Annotated in this window: 15 protein-coding genes; 5 read left to right on the top strand and 10 right to left on the bottom strand. The window is 65.5% G+C overall.

Features of this window, described 5'->3' with window-relative positions:
- Positions 1-119: 119 nt before the first annotated feature.
- Entirely contained in the window at positions 120-929 is an 810-nt protein-coding gene (locus LMQ14_RS04050; protein WP_267733553.1) for an SDR family NAD(P)-dependent oxidoreductase, read from the bottom strand.
- Positions 930-1,042: 113 nt separating this feature from the next.
- Here LMQ14_RS04050 and LMQ14_RS04045 point away from each other — a divergent pair, with 113 nt between their 5' ends.
- The 3 genes from LMQ14_RS04045 to LMQ14_RS04035 all read left to right on the top strand — a co-directional run bounded on the left by LMQ14_RS04045 (position 1,043) and on the right by LMQ14_RS04035 (position 4,529).
- The gene (locus tag LMQ14_RS04045) at positions 1,043-1,954 is read left to right on the top strand and encodes a hypothetical protein (protein WP_267733552.1); all 912 of its coding nucleotides are present in this window, start codon (positions 1,043-1,045) and stop codon (positions 1,952-1,954) included.
- 77 nt (positions 1,955-2,031) lie between these two features.
- Positions 2,032-2,790, top strand: coding sequence for an SDR family oxidoreductase (locus LMQ14_RS04040; RefSeq protein ID WP_267733551.1), 759 nt, complete (start codon positions 2,032-2,034; stop codon positions 2,788-2,790).
- Positions 2,791-2,879: 89 nt separating this feature from the next.
- Entirely contained in the window at positions 2,880-4,529 is a 1,650-nt protein-coding gene (locus LMQ14_RS04035; protein WP_267733550.1) for a multicopper oxidase family protein, read from the top strand.
- On the opposite strand, the gene LMQ14_RS04030 is transcribed toward LMQ14_RS04035, so the two are convergent.
- Genes LMQ14_RS04030 through LMQ14_RS03995 form a run of 8 tightly spaced genes read right to left on the bottom strand, consistent with a single transcriptional unit; the run spans position 4,526 to position 13,656 of the window.
- Positions 4,526-5,344, bottom strand: coding sequence for an alpha/beta fold hydrolase (locus LMQ14_RS04030; RefSeq protein ID WP_267733549.1), 819 nt, complete (start codon positions 5,342-5,344; stop codon positions 4,526-4,528). The two genes, LMQ14_RS04035 and LMQ14_RS04030, sit on opposite strands and share 4 nt — an antisense overlap.
- On the bottom strand, positions 5,344-6,336 hold the full coding sequence (locus LMQ14_RS04025) for a cyclase family protein (protein ID WP_267733548.1): 993 nt from the start codon (positions 6,334-6,336) through the stop codon (positions 5,344-5,346). Before LMQ14_RS04025 ends, LMQ14_RS04030 begins: the two co-directional genes overlap by 1 nt.
- Positions 6,324-7,151 carry a coniferyl-alcohol dehydrogenase gene (locus LMQ14_RS04020; RefSeq protein ID WP_267733547.1) on the bottom strand — a complete coding sequence of 276 codons (828 nt, stop codon included), beginning with the start codon at positions 7,149-7,151 and terminating at the stop codon, positions 6,324-6,326. The genes LMQ14_RS04025 and LMQ14_RS04020 overlap by 13 nt, the downstream gene beginning before the upstream one ends.
- A gap of 30 nt (positions 7,152-7,181) precedes the next feature.
- Positions 7,182-8,486, bottom strand: a complete 1,305-nt coding sequence (locus LMQ14_RS04015; RefSeq protein ID WP_267733546.1) for an LLM class flavin-dependent oxidoreductase — start codon at positions 8,484-8,486, stop codon at positions 7,182-7,184.
- A gap of 2 nt (positions 8,487-8,488) precedes the next feature.
- Positions 8,489-10,204, bottom strand: coding sequence for an FAD-binding protein (locus tag LMQ14_RS04010; RefSeq protein ID WP_267735335.1), 1,716 nt, complete (start codon positions 10,202-10,204; stop codon positions 8,489-8,491).
- Between the two features lie 11 nt (positions 10,205-10,215).
- Positions 10,216-11,133 (bottom strand): 3-carboxyethylcatechol 2,3-dioxygenase, encoded by a 918-nt coding sequence (locus LMQ14_RS04005; RefSeq protein ID WP_267733545.1) that lies wholly within the window; start codon positions 11,131-11,133, stop codon positions 10,216-10,218.
- The gene (locus LMQ14_RS04000; RefSeq protein ID WP_267733544.1) at positions 11,081-12,793 is read right to left on the bottom strand and encodes a bifunctional 3-(3-hydroxy-phenyl)propionate/3-hydroxycinnamic acid hydroxylase; all 1,713 of its coding nucleotides are present in this window, start codon (positions 12,791-12,793) and stop codon (positions 11,081-11,083) included. The genes LMQ14_RS04005 and LMQ14_RS04000 overlap by 53 nt, the downstream gene beginning before the upstream one ends.
- Positions 12,793-13,656 (bottom strand): alpha/beta fold hydrolase, encoded by an 864-nt coding sequence (locus LMQ14_RS03995; protein WP_267733543.1) that lies wholly within the window; start codon positions 13,654-13,656, stop codon positions 12,793-12,795. Before LMQ14_RS03995 ends, LMQ14_RS04000 begins: the two co-directional genes overlap by 1 nt.
- A gap of 130 nt (positions 13,657-13,786) precedes the next feature.
- On the opposite strand from LMQ14_RS03995, the gene LMQ14_RS03990 reads away from it, so the two are divergent.
- Together LMQ14_RS03990 and LMQ14_RS03985 are read left to right on the top strand one after the other, a co-directional pair.
- A complete protein-coding gene (locus LMQ14_RS03990; protein ID WP_267733542.1) occupies positions 13,787-14,464 on the top strand; it encodes an IclR family transcriptional regulator in 678 nt (225 codons plus the stop codon).
- Between the two features lie 14 nt (positions 14,465-14,478).
- Positions 14,479-16,092, top strand: a complete 1,614-nt coding sequence (locus LMQ14_RS03985) for an FAD-dependent oxidoreductase (RefSeq protein WP_267733541.1) — start codon at positions 14,479-14,481, stop codon at positions 16,090-16,092.
- A 4-nt stretch (positions 16,093-16,096) separates the two neighbouring features.
- Here the strand turns inward: LMQ14_RS03985 and LMQ14_RS03980 are convergent, their stop codons facing one another.
- On the bottom strand, positions 16,097-17,299 hold the full coding sequence (locus LMQ14_RS03980; protein WP_267733540.1) for a sensor histidine kinase: 1,203 nt from the start codon (positions 17,297-17,299) through the stop codon (positions 16,097-16,099).
- Between the last annotated feature and the right edge of the window lie 109 nt (positions 17,300-17,408).

Genomic DNA, 17,408 nt, shown 5'->3' with positions numbered 1-17,408 from the left:
CGTTTAAGTCAAGCGCTTGATTTAAATGCGCGGACTCCTGCGCCCGGCGGCCTCCAGCGTGACTGTGGGGTCACGCTGGGCCCCGAACGTGACCGCAGTGTCACGCTCGAGCCGGGTCGTCATCCCTCGCGCTTCCTGGACGGGATGACCTTGCCGGCCGAGGTCCCGCCGTCCACCGGCAGCACGGTTCCGGTGACATAGAGCGAGCGGTCGCCCGCGAAGTACAGCGCGGCCTGGGCGACGTCGTCGGTCGTGCCCTCGCGCTTGAGCGGGCGGTCATCGCGCATCCCCTGACGAATCCGCGCCTCGAACTGCGCCAGCTCCTCCGGGTCCATCCCGGCGGCCGACTTCCCCAAGATCGGCGTGGGTATGCTCCCTGGCGCGATGGCGTTGACCCGAATCTCATAGCGCGCCAGCTCAATTGCCGCGGACTTGGTGAACTGGATGACCGCCGCTTTGGACGCGCGATAGATCATCACGCCACCACCGGCCTGGATCCCGCCGATCGAGGTGAGGTTGATGATCGATCCGCCGCCGCTTTCGGCCATGTGCCGTGCGGCATCTCGGGTACCGGCCATCACGCCCAGGACGTTGACGCCCATGATCCGGTGGAAGTCCGCCAGGTCGTCGTCTAGCAGTCGGCGCAGTTGGCTGGAGACTGCGGCGTTGTTCACCATCACATGCAGCCCACCGAACTTCTCGACGGCGCTCGCGACCAGCGCCCCCACCTGTTCGGGATCGGAGACGTCGGTCCGCTCGAACGAAGCGCTGGAACCCAGATCCGCGGCCACGGCCGCACCCCGATCGGCCTCGACATCCGCGATAACGACCCGCGCGCCCTCGGCCACGAAACGCTCCACGATGCCGCGACCGATGCCCGACGCCCCGCCGGTGACGATGGCGACCTTGCCATCCAATTCGTTGACCACACGGAGAGTTAATCGGCGCGCGCCACTTTAAGTCAAGCACTTGATTTAAGGCAGCGGTCCTTGGAGGCAAACAGCAAACTTTTGACTTAGCCGGCGCCCGCGCTGGCTAAGGTTTGGCGCATGAGCCCGGCTACCGGATTGCGGCGGCGATGAATCCCGATACCTTCTGCACCTCCGACCAATGGAGCATGATCGCGTCGGCGGCGTCGACGTCACAGCTCGCCGGTGTGCTCGGCGGGTTCCTGATCACCGCAATCGCTTTGCTGTTCGACCGCAACAGCCGCGAAGGCGTGCACACTCTGGCGCTGTTCTCGTCGGCGGTGCTGATCCTGATGCTCGACAGTTTTCTGTTCAGCCTCATCAGCGGAATTCATCCGCCCGACAACGGCGACCGCCAGGCCATCTGCGCAATTGCCTGGACCCAGGGCAATCTCGCGACCGGCATGCTCGCGGCGGGCACCACCGCACTATTCGGCGGGCTGGGCTGGATGCTGGCCAGCCACGCGGTGAACAAGGCGCCCAGGGAGGACCCCGCGGACGTCCGAGCCTACTGTTTCGTCGCGGACCTCGGCGGGTGGCTGACCTTCGGCGCCGCGATGGCGACGACCCTGATCATGAGCGAGACGAGCATCGACTACCTGCATTTCGTGCTCGGCCATCCGCCCGCGCTGTGGATGACGGGATCGATCGTGACGTTCTGCGCGCTGGCCATCCTGCTTGACCTCGTGGTGGTCTACATCCGCACCAGAAATCTCAATCGCTCACTGGTCAAAACCACCGAGACAACGCAATTGGCGTTGCGGTCGATCAAGATTGCCACGATCGGAACCCTGTTCCTCGCGGTCGCCGCATCCTGGCTCGCCGTCAGCCTGGCGCGTCTTCCGACTGGCTGGCTGACCACCCCGAACCGTGCGTTCGTCGGGTTCGTATTGGTGATCTCGCTGCTGGTCCCGACGGTGATCTCGACCGCGATTTGCTACTCGGTGGCCAGCACCAACGACGGTCTCCGTCGGAACTTGTCGTGAACTGGGGTTCCGACCAACGGGCGCACCCGCCATGCTGAGTGGGCAAGTTCATCGGGATAACTTGGAAAGGCGTGATCATGAGGGTTTTGGTCGTCGGTGGCAGCGGGCTGATCGGATCGCAGGTCGTCGCCATGCTGACCGAACAGGGCCATGAGGCCGTCCCGGCGTCGCCGCGCTCGGGTGTCAACGCCATCACCGGCGAAGGTGTCGCCGAAGCGGTCGCGGGTGTCCACACGGTGGTCGACGTGTCCAACTCGCCGTCCTGGGCCGACGACGACGTGCTGGCGTTCTTCACCACCTCCACCCGCAACCTCCTCGAGGCCGAGCGGGCCGCCGGCGTGGCGCACCACGTCGCGCTCTCGATCGTCGGAGCCGACCGGTTACCCGACAGCGGCTACATGCGGGCCAAGGTCGCCCAGGAGAAGGTGATCGTGGAATCGGGATTCCCGCACTCGATCGTGCGGGCGACGCAGTTCTTCGAATTCGTTGGCGGCATTGCCGATTCGCTGGTCGACGGCGACACCGTTCGCGCGCCGCACGGAGCGTTCCAGCCCATTGCTTCCGCCGACGTCGCCGCGGCCGTCACTCGCGCCGCGGTCGGAGATCCGGTCGGGCTGATCAACATCGCCGGCCCCGACAAGCAAGGCATGGATGACTTCATCCGGACCTGGTTTGCCGCAACGGGCGATGCGCGCGAGGTGGTGACCGACCCGCAGGCCCGCTACTACGGTGCGCTGCTCGACGAGCGCAGCATCGTTCCGATCGACGGCGAACAAGTCGACGTCTACCCCACCAGCTTCGGCGACTGGACGGCTTCCCGGCCGCAAACCGGCTGACAATCCCAGTAAACAGTTGCGTTCTGGCTAACTCCCTAGCACGGTATAACTCGCCGGGCCCCATATCGACCGACCACAAGGAGCGATTAATGCCGCTGCTACCCACCAGTGGGATTCCCTTTGACGGGGCGCGGCTTACCCGGCGCGGCTTCATGGCCGCCGGCGTCGCCGGCGGATTGACGCTGGCGGGGTGCGGCTCCAAGCCGCAGGAACTGAGCAGTGCCGACAAGATGGCCGCCGCGATCGCTGCCGCGGAAGCCGCGCGACCCCACAGCGGACGCACGGTGAACGTCAGTTTGACGCCGCAGCTGACGCAGATCGATTTGGGCGGACCGGTCGTCCGGACGCTGGCCTTCGGCGACACGATTCCGGGACCGCTGATCCGGGCCAGGATCGGCGACGAGCTCGTGGTCAAGGTCACGAACAAGCTCGACCATCCGACGTCGGTGCATTGGCACGGTATCGCGTTGCGCAACAACATGGATGGTGCGGAGCCGGCCACCCCGAACATCGAAGCGGGCCAGGAATTCACCTACCAGTTCTCGGCGCCGAATTCGGGCACCTACTGGGCCCATCCGCACACCGGCCTCGACGAGGACACCGGACTGTACCTGCCGGTCATCATCGACGACCCCACCGAGAGCAACTACGACGTCGAATGGGTTGTGGTCCTTGATGACTGGACCGATGGTGTGGGAAAGAGCCCGCAACAGCTCTACGAGGAACTGACGAACCCGAACAAGCCCAGCATGTCCAACGTGCCCAACATGCCCGGCACAACCTCGACCACTTCGACGACCCCTACCACCTCGACGACCCCTACCACCTCGACCAGCGAGACCACTTCGACAAGCCCGACAACGTCAACCAGCCCGACGAGCCCGACCACCTCTCCGACCGCAGCGCCGACAGGACGTGTCGGAAACAGCGACCTGCTCGGCGGCGACGCCGGAGACATCGCCTATCCGTACTATCTGATCAACGGCCGAATTCCGGCCGCTCCCACCACCTTCAATGCGAAGCCGGGCCAGCGAATCCGGATCCGTTTCATCAATACCGGCTCCGACACCACCTTCCGCGTCGCGCTGGCCGGCCATCCCATGACGGTCACCCATACCGACGGTTACGCCGTCGTGCCCAGGCAGGTCGACGCCCTGTTGATCGGGATGGCCGAACGGTATGACGTCATCGTGACCGCCGCCGACGGAGTCTTCCCACTGGTCGCAATGGCCGAGGGCAAAGGGGCGCTGGCGCGCGCGCTGCTTTCCACCGGAAAGGGCAGCCCGCCCGATCCGCAATTCCAACCGGCCGAACTGAACAGACGCGTGGGCACCATCGAGATGTTCACCGCCGCAACGTCGGTCATGTTGAGTCGGCCCGAACCGGGACTCAACCTTCCGGTCGTCCTGGGCGGCAACATGGTCCAGTACGACTGGACGATCAACGGCGAACCCTACAGCAAGACCAATCCGCTACACGTTCAGCAAGGGCAGCGGCCCACCATCACGTTCGACAACACCACCATGATGTATCACCCAATCCACCTGCACGGGCACACATTCCAGCTGATCAATCCAGACGGATCGCTCGGCGCCCGCAAGGACACCGTGATGGTGCTGCCCAAACAGAAGATCCTGGCGGTCCTGGTGGCCGACAACCCGGGCGTGTGGCAGATGCATTGCCACAACACCTATCACCAGGTCGCCGGGATGATGACCCGGCTGGAATACGTCTTTTAAGAAGCCAGGAATTCCAGCAGCAAGTCGTTGACCGTTGCCGACTGCTCGATCTGCGGGCAGTGTCCGGCATCCGCGACCACCGCCGAGCGGGCACCGTCGATCTGCTTGGCGATCTCGGCGGCCCAGCCCGGCGGCAGTAACTTGTCCTGTCCCCCTTCGACGACCAGCGTCGGTACGTCGATGCGTTCGTAGGCTCGGGTGCTCGACGGAGTCGGGGGCCGCGACGAACCGGGCCGGCGGAAACGGGCCGCGGCCACCGCCTCCCACGCCCCCGGCGCGGTACTCGACTCGTAGCGGCGGCCCACGTATTCCTCGTCGGCCGGATAGCCCGGGTCGTGGAACAGGGCTTCGACGATACGGCGCATGGCCGGCAGGCTCGCGTCGTACTCCTGCAGTGCCTCAAAGTGCTTGTTCTGCTGGATCTCTCCGCCCCCGCAGATGATCGTCAAGCTACGTACCGGCAACCGCGGCGCCTCGGACGTGGTGTCGTTGAGCAGGTTGATCGCACCCATGGAGTTCCCGGCGAAGTGCGCCGAGCCGATGCCGAGGACCTCGCAGAAGCGGGCCACATGCCGTATCCGCATCCCACGGCCGTCGACGAAGTCGAGCACCTTCGCCGAATTTCCATACCCCAGCATGTCCGGGGCCAGCACCCGGTAGTGCGCGGCCAGCGCGGAAATGTTGCGTTCCCAACCGAGTTCGGCGCTGGCGCCGAACTCACCGCCGTGCAGCAGCACCACCGGATCGCCTTCGCCGGCCTCCAGGTAGCCGGTGGTCAGGCCGTCCACCGACATGGTCTTGCGGGCAAAGTCCATCACTTGATCGCGATCGGGTTGACCGGGGAGCCGACGGCGCCGACCACCCGCAGCGGCGGTGCGACCAGCTGGAACTCGTAGACGCCGTCGGCGGCGCAGTCCTGCGCCAGCGCGGTGAGATCCCAGTATTCACCGAAGATCATCCCCATGTCGCGCAGGCAGAGCAGATGCAGGGGGAAGGTGATCCCGTCGACCCCGGATTCCAGGTCTTCGACCTGGAGGTTGTCCGCGGCCACGGCGGCGAGTTCGTGATCATGCAGCCACTGGGCACATCGCCAGTCCAGCCCCGAATAGCCTTCGGTCTTGTTCCCGGTCATCAGAAACCTTGTCCACCAGCCGGTCCGGATCAGCACAATGTCGCCTCGCCCGATCGTCACGCCCTGAGCGCGCACCACGTCGTCTAGCTCTTCCGGCGAGATCGGGTTTCCGGCTTCGAGAAACACCTCCGCGCCCCGATGGCGAACCAAGTCCAGCAGCACACCGCGGGACGTGATGCCCTTGACGTCAACCTTGTCGATGCCGCAGTGGTAGGCGCCCATACTGGTCACCGAATCCGCCGGGAAACCGTTGTACAGGTGATCGTCGTAGTAGACGTGGGACAGCGCATCCCACTGGCTTGCCGCCTGCAACGGCATGATGATGATGTCGTCGTTGAAGCGAAACGGGTTGTCGGCCGTCATGTAACTACTCAGCTGCTTGGCCACCGGGTTACGCGGCCAGCTCGGCCCGTACTTGGCGAGCGTGTTCACATCGCCGCCATCGACGGTCATGATGTGGACCGGGTTGTGCCGGAACTCGAAGGCGCCCTGCGGACCGGAGGCGCCGAAGTCGACGCCGAGCGCAAACACCTTGCCATGCTTGACCAGGCTCGCTGCCTGCGCGACCTTGTCCGCGGTGATGAAGTTCAGGGTGCCGAGCTCGTCGTCGTCCCCCCACCGTCCCCAATTGGAGACGTCGCTTGCGACCCGCCGAAAGTCCGTCATGCTGGCCATGGGGCCCGTCCTTCCTCGAGTTCGCGAGCGATCGCGGCGCCGACGTTTCCACCGTCGACCCAGATGATCTGACCCGTGATGTAGCTGGCTGCACCACTATTCAAGAAGAGCAGCACCGCGGCCTGCTCGGCGGGGTCGGAAACCCGACCCAGCGGCTTGGGGATGTCGTCGAGGAAGCCCTGTCCGTACGCCGTCCGCAGCTGATCGAGGATCGGCGTCTCGGTGACCCCGGGCCCGGAGCAGTTGATGCGAATACCGTTGGCGCCCAAGGGCGTGGCGCTGCGCATGGTGTAGAAGATGATCGCTTCTTTGGACAGCTGGTAGCCGTTGCCCAGCACATCGGGATTCGCGCGGCACCAGTCGATGCCGTCTTGCATCGTCGCGGTGTTCAGCAGTGGTGCCACCGCCGCCGCATGTTCCCGATAGGCGGCCGCCGCGAGCGAGGACACGCTCACGATCGAGGAACCCGCGGCCATCTTGGGGACCAGCGCCTCGGTGACCTGCCGCAGCCCCAGGAAGTTGATCGTGGCAACCAGCGACGGGTCACCGATCCCGGAAGAGACGCCGGCGACGTTGAACAGCGCGTCGACCCGCGCGCCGATGGACGCTACGGCGCCATCGATGGAATCCGGGTCGGCGAGGTCGACCTCATGAAACTCGTTGACCTCGAACGACGGTCGGCGCTTGTCGAGCCCGACGACCTCGGCCCCTAGCTCGGTGAGTTGGCGCACCACATGTTCGCCGATGCCCGACGCACATCCGGTCACCACCGCACGGCGGCCGTCGTATCGCCACAACCCGTCGATTGCGCCCACGCTCTTCCTAAGTCCCAGAGCCTTTCGGAGTCACTTCTTGTTCTGTTCTTCCCTGGCCCGCTGCGCCGCCTGGACACGACCCTCGTTGATCTCCGCCATAGCTTCGGGGATCTCGCTGGCGGTGAACTTATCGCGCCCGGTGGGCAGGCCGCCGAACGAGTAGGTCTCGTCGAACAGCGGCGCGCTCGACTTCTGGCGTCGGGCCTCGACCTTCTCGATGACCGGCGCGAGCCGCTTGGCCTTGGCGGCCACCGCTTTCTGGTCGCGCTCGATGAACTCCGGTAGCACCTCTTTGCCCATCAGCTCGATGGATTCCATGGTGCCCTCGTGGCTGCGCGGGTTGAGCAGCAGGATGATCTCGTCGACACCGCTCTCCTCGTAGCCGCGCAGGAACTCGCGCACGGTGTCCGGCGTGCCGATGGCACCGCGGCCGGGGCCATAGGCCAGCGTCGGATCCTTCTCGACCTCTTCGAGGTACCGCTGCCACACCCCGGTGCGGCCCGGGGTGTGCATCCCGGTCAGGTAGTAGTGCATGATGCCGAACGAGAAGAATCCGCCGCCCTGCCCAAGACGTTGCAGCGCCTGCTCTTCGGTTTTGGCAACCATCATCGACAGGTCGCCACCGATGGCCAGGATGTTCGGGTTGATCTGCGGAGTGATGGGCACGCCCTTCTCCTCGAACTCCTTGTAGTAGCCCGCAACCCGCTCTTTCAGCGGCCCGGGTCCGGTGTAAGCGAAACTCAATGCACCGATGGCTTTTTGAGCGGCCATCTGCACGCTGGCCGGCCGGGTGCAGGCAACCCAGACCGGGGGATGCGGCTTCTGCAAAGGCTTGGGGATGACGTTGCGAGGCGGCATCTGGATCTGTTCGCCTTTGAAACCCGTAAACGGCTCCTCGATCATGCACCGGATCGCGACCTCGAGAGACTCCTCCCACTGAGCGCGCTTGTCGGCCGGATCGACATCAAAGCCGCCGAGTTCACCGACCGAGGACCCTTCCCCGGTACCGAATTCGACACGCCCGTTGGAGAGCAGGTCGATGGTGGCGACCCGCTCGGCCACCCGGGCTGGGTGGTTGACAGCGGGCAACAGATGCATGATGCCGAAGCCCAGCCGAATGTTCTTGGTGCGCTGGCTGGCCGCGGCCAGAAAGATCTCCGGCGCGGTGGAGTGGCAGTACTCCTCAAGGAAATGGTGCTCGGTCAGCCACACCGTGGAGAACCCGGCCTTATCCGCGACCTCGACCTCGTCCAGGGCGTCCTGCAGCACTTCCCGCTCGTCGTCGGGCGCCCAGGGACGCGGCAGGGCGAATTCGTAGAACAGTGAAATTTTCATTGCTACCTCCTAGGAGAATTAACGGCTTGGGCGGCTAGGTGTTTGGCGGCGACAAAGCCGAAGGTCATTGCCGGGCCGATGGTTGCCCCGGCCCCCGCATAACTGCGGCCCATCACCGCCGCGGAGGTGTTGCCCACCGCGTACAGTCCGGGCACCACCGTGGCGTCCGGCCGCAGCACTCGCGCGTGCTCGTCGGTCAGCAGACCGCCCGAGGTCCCCAGATCGCCGAGCACGATCCGGAACGCGTAATACGGCGGATCCCCCAGCGGATACAGGTTCGGGTTGGGCAGGGTCGGGTCGCCGTAGTAGTTGTCGTAGACGCTGTCGCCCCGGTTGAAATCGTCGTCATGTCCCTTGCGCGCGAGTTCGTTGAAACGGCTTGCCGTTTGGTGCAGCTGACCCGCCGGCACGCCGATTTTGGCCGCCATGTCGTCCCAGCTCGTCGCCGCTTTGACCACGCCCGATTCCAGCCACGCCGACGGAATTTTCCCGCCGGTGGGCACCGGTGCGAAGGGAATCTTCGGTATCGGCAGGTGACCGCCGACGACATAACGTTTCCACGACCGGTGGTCGGTGATCAGCCAGCACGGGATGTGCGTGACCCCGGACTTCTGGCCGTCGATCATGGCGTGCCCGAAATCCATGTAGGGCGCCGCCTCGTTGATGAAGCGTTTCCCGTCGCCATTGACAATGAACTGCGAGGGCATCATGCGCTCGTTGAGCATGAATTGCATTCGGCCATCCGGCCATTGGATGGCCGGGAACCACCATGCCTCGTCGAGCAGGTCGGTCGCCGCGCCCAACTTTTCGCCTGCCCGGATGCCGTCGCCCATCGCGACGGGATTGCCGAAGCTCCAGTCCTGGTCCACCACGGGCAGGTGCTCCTTGCGCCAGGCCAGGTCGTGGTCGAATCCCCCGGAAGCCAAGATGACCCCGTGGCGCGCCCCGATCCGCCGCTTGGCGCCATCACGCTCGATCACCGCTCCGGTCACCGAGCCGTCGACGTCGGTGAGCAACTCGGTCATCGGCGAGTCCAGCCACAGTGGAATACCGCTCTCCCGCATCGCCAGACGCAACCGGGCGACCAGCGACTGTCCGATCGCGGCCATCCGCTCGTTGAAGGCTCTCGCCTTGAACATCCGCCAGATCAGCTTCAGCAGGATCCCCTTGCCGGCCCACGACTGCCTGATTCGGAAAAAGGTCCGAAGATCTTTGGGGCCCAGCCAGATTCCCCGCGGAGCAAGTGCCAGTGGCTTGAGCATCAGCTGCTCGTCGGCGCCCAGCTTGCGCAGGTCGATGGCCGGCACGTTGATGGTGCTGCCGAGTTCGGATCCGCCGGGCAATTCCGGGTAGTAGTCGGCATAGCCGGGCTTCCAGACGAATTCGAACCAGCCGGACAGACCTTCGAGGAACTCCAGCATTTTCGGCGCCGACTCGACGTACTGCCGGATACGTGCCTCGCTGACCAGGCCCTCGGTGATCCTGAGCAGGTATTCGACCACGGCTTCGGGGTCCGGGGAGTAGCCCGCCCGGCGCTGTGAAGGTGCCCCGGGAACCCAGATGCCGCCGCCGGACAACGCGGTGGAACCGCCGAAATAGGAGGCCTTTTCGACCACCAACGCGTCGAGGCCGGACGCGTGCGCGGTCAGGGCGGCGGCCATCCCGCCACCGCCGGACCCGACGATCAGCACGTCGACGACGTGATCGAAGCCGTTCATCTCCGCGCCCGTCATGCCGGCGTCGCCGTCCTGATCGCGAACCCCGCGATGAGTTCTTCGGCCGGCTTGTAGTAGCGCAAGGCCGTCTGGTACGTGCCCGCGGTTTCCAGTGCGGCGAAAGCCGCTATCCAGGTGCGGACTTCATGCGCGGAGCTACCGCCCTCGTAAAGTACGAACGCGTTCGACCAGAGGTCGAACTCATCAAGCCGCCCGGCGTCGATGAGTTCCAGGAAGCGGTGGTCCCAGGCCGGATTCAGCGGCTGCAGATCACTCTCGCCACCGGCGAAGGCCCTGGCCGCCTCGATGACGGCGGCCTGCCTGGCTTGCCGTTGCTCGGGCGTCATCGGCCGGCCCTGCACAATCCGCTCCAGCACCGCTTCCGGCGCGGTCGCCAGTGTCGGCACCGGCGGACTGTGCGAGAGTCCACCGGACCCAATCAGCAGGACCCGCTTGTCCAAGGTGGCCAGAAAAGCGCCCACCGCCGCGCCCAGCGCGCGGCATCGATGCAGCGGTCCCAGCGGCACCGCGACCGCGTTGATGAAGACCGGAATCACCGGACGCGCCAGCGCGTCCCCGAAGAGCTTCTCCAGCGGCTGGACGGTCCCGTGATCGACGTCCATGCTGGCCGATACCGCCACATCGATGTCCGCTTCCAGCACGGCCTCCGCGCACTGCGAGGCCAGGTCGGTCGGGACGTCGAGCGGGCCGGCATGCGTGCCGTAATCGCCAACTCCATTGGCGTTCAAGCCGATACAGAACGGTGGCATCGCTCTGTAGAAGAATCCGTTGTAGTGGTCCGGAGAAAAGATGACGACGAGCTCCGGATCGTAATCGCGAACGAATTCGGAAGCCTGCGCGATGGCGCCTTCGATGTCGTCAAGCAGGTCCCGCGACGGCCCCGGAAGATTCAGGAGCGGGCTGTGGGACATACAGCACAGAGCCATTGCCACTGTCGACATCACCCCCTCCCGGGATCAGTGAGAGGGCATCGAGCAGCGACGCGCTGAGATCGGGAGAGAGCTGGGCGATGCAGGCGCCCGCGATGCACCGATCGGGACGCAGGAACACCACCGATTCGGAGTGCACATCGAACCAGGACTTGAGGCCACCGGTGCGGTCGCCCACGACGACGACATCCGGATCGTCGTGCCCCGGCCAGTGCAGCTGCGTCAACGGCCGCAGCGCAACAAAGCGAGCGCCCAACGCTTTCCACTTCGCGAAGGCCTCAGCGCCGAGAATCTTGCGCGGGTTGTTGTTCCAGCACAGCACGGCGAACCACGGCCCCAGCACGTCGTCCAGCAGGACGTCTTGCTGGCTCCGAGTATCGACGCGGGGCTGAATGAACAGCGTGCCGACCGGCGATTCGGCGCTGGGATTCGCCGAGTGCACGACGGCTCCGTGCTCGTAGCGCGGCATCGGCTTGAAGCGCATCTCGAGCACATATCGCTTGAGCGTGGGCACAATTGACGCCGAGCGCACCAACAGATCGCGCGCCGTGGCGACTCGGCGATTGGTCGGCGAGATGACCCGGCCGACCATCGTCGAAAGGTCGATCATGGCCCGCGCGTGCTTGCGGCGCTCCATGTCGTAGCTGTCCAGCAACTTGTCGGCGGCCCGGCCGTTGACCACCGCGGCCAGTTTCCAGCCCAGGTTCGCCGCGTCCCGGATGCCGCTGTTGTAGCCCTGCCCCTGCCACACCGGCATCAGGTGTGCGGCGTCGCCGGCCAGCAGCATCCGGCCGCTGCGGAACGCGCCGGCGATTCGCGAGTGGTGGGTGTACACGCGGCGCCGGATCACGTCGACCCGGTCGGGTTGCGGCACCATGCGGGCCAGCATCCGCTGCAGGAACGCCGGATCCTCGGCCTGCTCGTCGGTCTCGTCGGCGTGAATCATGAACTCGAAGCGGCGAATTCCGTGTGCGATGGAAATCGAGGCATACGGACGTTCGGGGTCCGCACCCACCTCACTGTTCGGGTGGCCCAGCGGATCGTTGGCGATGTCGACCACCAGCCAACGCGTTGACGACGTCGTTCCGTCGAAGGACACGCCCATCACCCGGCGGGTCATGCTGCGGCCGCCGTCGCAGCCCACGACGTAGTGGGCCCGCACCGTGGAGCTGTCGCCCTCGCCGCCGAGCTCGACGGTGACCCCGTCGGCGGTTTCCTCGCACGCCGTCATCGGCCGGCTCCAGCGGACCTCGACGCAGTCGAATCTGTCCAGACCAGTTAGCAATTCGGCGTCGACGAGTGGCTGCACGAACCCGTTGCGCTTCGGCCAGCCGAAGCGCGCGTCGGGCGGGGCCATTTCGGCAAGCACCCGGCGCTTGGCGTCGAAGAATCGCAAGATCTGGTTCGGCACCGTATGCGGCAGGACCCGATCGACCAGACCAATCGATTGGAAGGTGCGCAACGACTCGTCGTCCAGGCCGACCCCGCGCGGGTAGTCGATGAGCGAGTCACGCTCGTCGACCAACAGCGTTCGGACATCTTGCAGGCCAAGGATATTGGCCAGGGTCAAACCGACCGGGCCCGCGCCGACGATCACGACGTCGACATCAACCCCTGCCTTCTGGCGCCCGTCGGTTGCCATCAGCGTCCCAGCAGGAAGTCGAGATGCAACTGGTTGAACGTCTTGGCGTCCTCGTACTGTGGCCAGTGACCACAACCGGGCATCACCTCGAAGCGCGCGCCCGGGATCATCGATGCCATCCGGCGTCCTTCGGTCACGTCGGCGGTGGGGTCGTCGCTGGTCCACAACACCAGCGTCGGCGCGACGATCGAGCCGTATTCGGCCGGGCCGAGAATATTTCGAGCGCGAATCTCGGTGTCCTGCAACGCCATGATGTCACTCATCGCGGAAACGAATCCCGACTGGCGATACACCCTTTGGCGGCTGGCCACCAGGTCGTCGTAGTCCTTGGACTTGTCGGCCATCAGCCATTTGATGCGCGCTTGCACGGTTTCCCAGGTCGGGTTCTCGGCGGCCGCCATGGACAGCGTGATGATCCGTTGCATCACCACGGGATCGGCCTGGGAGCCGCCGGCGGTGTTAAGCACCAGTCGCTCAACCACATCCGGATGATCGGCCGCGGTGCGCGCGGCGACCCAGCCGCCGAGCGACTCGCCGCTGATGTAGGCGCGGTCCACCCCGATGGTGCGCAGCACCGCCAAAAGATGCTCGACGTAGTGGCTGACTTCCAGCGGATGCCCCGGCTTGTCGGTGTACCCGTGACCCAGCATGTCGATCGACCAGGTCCAGAAATGCTCGGCGTGGGCGCCGAGATTGCGCACGTAAGCCTCGGCGTGGCCGCCGGACCCGTGCAGCAGCATCAGTACCGGCTTGCCGGGATCACCGGCGCGCAGGTAGCGGGTCCGGACTCCCCCGGCGTCGAGATAGCCCTGCTCAAACGCGACACCCTGCAGATCGCTCCAGATGCTCTCGAACTCGGCCACGATGCCTCTCTGCCTACTACTACTGGTGGAAATCTGGTTCTCGTTTTAGACTTATCTAGTGTGCGAATATCGCACGTATGTGTGCGTTATATATTAGAGCTTCGCTCTCGCGTGGAGGTATGTCAAGGCTGTGACGGGTTCGGGTACCGGCTCGCAGACGCTGGCCAGGGGAATCACTGCGCTGCAAATGGTGGCGGATTCTCCGACCGGACTGACCGTCCAGCAACTCGCCGACCAGGTCGGGGTGCACCGCACCATCGCCTATCGCCTGCTGTCGACACTGGCCCAATTCCGCTTGGTGGCCAAGGGCGAAGACGGGCGGTACCGACCGGCCGCCGGCCTCGCGGTGCTTGGCGCCTCGTTCGACCGCAATGTGCGTCAGCTGAGTCTGCCGACGCTACGAGCCCTGGCCGACGAGCTGGGGACCACGGTGTCGTTGCTCGTCGCCGAGGGCGATCAACAGGTGGCGGTCGCGGTGATTGTGCCGAGCCACGTCGCCTACCAGCTGTCCTTCCACGAGGGCAGCCGGTATCCGCTGGACCGCGGCGCCGCCGGAATCGCTTTGCTCGCAAGCCTGCCGCCGCGCCCGGGTGAACGGGACCTGGTGTCGCGGGCACGCGAGCGTGGCTGGGTGAGCACCTACGGAGAGATCGAACCGAACACCTACGGCCTGGCCGTGGCGGTCCACCGCCCGGCACCATCCCCACCGACTTGCATCAACCTGATCTCCCATCGGGAAGACGTGGTGCTGCGCGGCAGGGAGGCGGTCGTCAAAGCCGCGAAGCAGTTGTCCGAGCTGCTGAGCTGAAGGGATTGCAGTTGATGTCTTGGGATTCCGAAGTCGATGTCGTCGTGCTCGGCACGGGCGGGGCCGGGCTTACCGCCGCACTGTCGGCGGCAGCCGCCGGCGCCTCCGTCGAGATCTTCGAGAAGGCCCCGACCGTCGGCGGGACCACCGCGGTGTCGGGTGGCGTCGTGTGGATCCCCGCCCATAACCGTTCTCCCGACGGGGAATTGACTGCAGACGACGCGCTGCGGTACCTGCGCGCGCAGTCGCACGGCACGATGGACGACGCTTTGGTCGAGACGTTCGTGCGGACCGGCCCGACCATGCTGGAATTCGTGGAGGGACACAGCGGCCTGCGCTTCGAAGTCGCCACCGGTTTCCCGGATTACCGCCCGGAGCTGCCGGGCGGACAGCCCACCGGTGGCCGGTCGCTGAGTGCGGGGCCGTTCGACCTCAACCAGCTCGGCGACTGGGGCGGCCGGATCACGTCGTTTCCCGCCGACTGGTCCAACGTCGGCATCGATGCCGAAACCCGGGCGCGCCTGCACGTGACGATCGAGGAAGGCAGCGATCTGTGCGTCGCCGGCACCGCGCTGATTGCGGGGCTGCTCAAGGGATTGCTCGACGCCGGGATCACACCGCACACCAGCGCCCGCGCCGAGGAACTCATCGCCGAGGGCGGGGAAATCACCGGTGTTCGAATTGCCTTGGCCGGGAAGCGTATCAACGTGCGCGCGCGCCGCGGCGTCGTCCTGGGCGTCGGTGGCTTCGAATGGGATCCGGGCTTGGTGCAGGCCTTCCTGCGCGGCCCGATGCACGGTGCGGTCTCGCCGCCGAGCAACACCGGCGACGGGCTGCGGATGGCGATGGCACACGGCGCGGATCTGGCCAACATGGGTGAGGCCTGGTGGGTCCCGATCGTGCAAATCCCCGGCGACACGATCGAGGGCAAGCAGCGCAGCCGCAGCGTGCGACTGGAGCGAACTCGGCCGAGGAGCATCATCGTCAACCAGGCCGGGCACCGATTCGTCAACGAGGCCTGCGACTACAACTCGATGGCCGGCGCGTTCCACTACCTGGATCCCCGCGGCGGGTACGTCAACGATCGCGGCTGGATGGTATTCGATTCAGTTCACTTGCAGCGCTACGGATTTCTGGGTATCGCACCCGGCGATCCGGTTCCCGACTGGTTCTGCGAGTCCGCGGACCTCAAGGAACTGGGCACCAAGACGGGAATCGACGCCGACGGTCTGATCCGCACGATCGACGAGTGGAACCGCCACGTCGCCGCGGACTCCGATCCCGACTTCGGCCGCGGTTCCAGTGCGTACGACGGTTATTGGGGCGACGACAGTGCCACCACGGCCGCCGGAAAGACGCTCGGCCCGATCGACACCGCGCCGTATTACGCGGTCCCGGTGCAAATCGGCGCGATGGGTACCAAGGGCGGGCCGCGCACCGACCGCGACGGCCGCGTGCTCCACGTCAATGGGGAACCCATCCCGGGGCTGTTCGCCGCGGGCAACGCGATGGCCGGTGCGACCGGCCGAGCCTACGGTGGTGCCGGCGGAACCATAGGTCCGGCAATGGTTTTCGGGTACCGCGCGGGCTACGCCGCCGCCACCGGGAAGTCCGTCGACCTGAAGTAACGGTTCACGACCGCAACGGCACTTCCACGCAGATGTGCGAGCCCACGGGGGTGTCGAGGAATACGAAAACGCCTCCGGCGGCGTCGATCCGGGCACGGTGCGATGCCAGCCCGATGTGGCCCTCCCCCAGCCGGCGCGCCATCGTCTCGGTATTGAATCCCACCCCGTCGTCGACCACATGCAAGACACATCGGTGGTCGGTGACCCCGAGCGTGATCGAGGCGTTGCGGGCCTGCGAGTGCTGCACCACATTCGAAACCAATTCACGCACCACCCCGAAGACGATCGGGTCGATTTCATTGCGGTTCGGGTAGTCGATGTCGGTGGAGATCTTGATGCCGGACCGCTGGGACGTGTCGGAGGCCAACTGCTGCACGGCCGCACCCAGACCAACCTGCTCCAGGACGGCCGGGTGCAGCTCGAAAGTCGCCTGCCGCAGGCTTTGTGAAGCGATTTGCAGACCGGCCAGCGCGCGCTCCACGCGCTCGTCGCCGGGCAGTGCCGTCTCCAGCTCGACGAGCTCCTGGCGCACCGCCAGGATGTCTTGCAATGGTCCGTCGTGAATGGTCTCCGAGATCCGGCGCTGCAACACATCCTGCGCGGTCATCGTCTGAGCGAGCAATTCCTCCCGCAGCACGCTCAGGCCCGCCACCGAGCGGGTGTGCCGCTCGGCGATGCGGACGGCGACGAACGCCGTGGCGCAGAGGAATCCGTAGAGCACAAAGCGAAAAGTGGCCTCAAACAGTCCGATCGAGCGCAGCATCTCCGGGTCCTGAAGCACCGCGATCGCGAATCCGATCATCGAGAAGATCAGCACCACCGCGGCGCGCCGCGACGAAACGTCAAGACCCAACAGGATGGGCAGCATCGTCATGATCAGCAGCGGATAAATGCCGTCGGTGGATAGCAACTGAAAGACTGTCAGCGCGACAACGTCGATGACCGTGAAAGCAAAAGGTTGCAACCGGCCCAAGGCAACCCATTGATGGAACGGGGAAAATGCCAGCGCGCCGGCGCACAGTGCGACGAATGCGTACGCGACGATCAGCAGACTCTGTTGCGGCCACTCGGACCGGGCCGTGCCGATGATCATGGCGGCGACCATCAGTCCCACCACACCGATGCGGACCACCGACGCGATGCGATACGAGCGCAGCTGGTGAATCCTGCGTACCCGATGCAACTCCGCGTCGCTGGTATCGGCCACGCGAACACAGTACTCATCTGTGCTCAACCCACCGGGGCTACGTGGCAAAACCCGCATCAGGTTGTCCGCCGTGGCAATCTGCGCTGGTGCGGCAAACAGCTAGACTGTC

This window comes from Mycobacterium sp. Aquia_213 (assembly GCF_026625985.1).
Classification (GTDB): domain Bacteria; phylum Actinomycetota; class Actinomycetes; order Mycobacteriales; family Mycobacteriaceae; genus Mycobacterium.
This window is presented reverse-complemented; position numbering and strand designations above follow the sequence as displayed.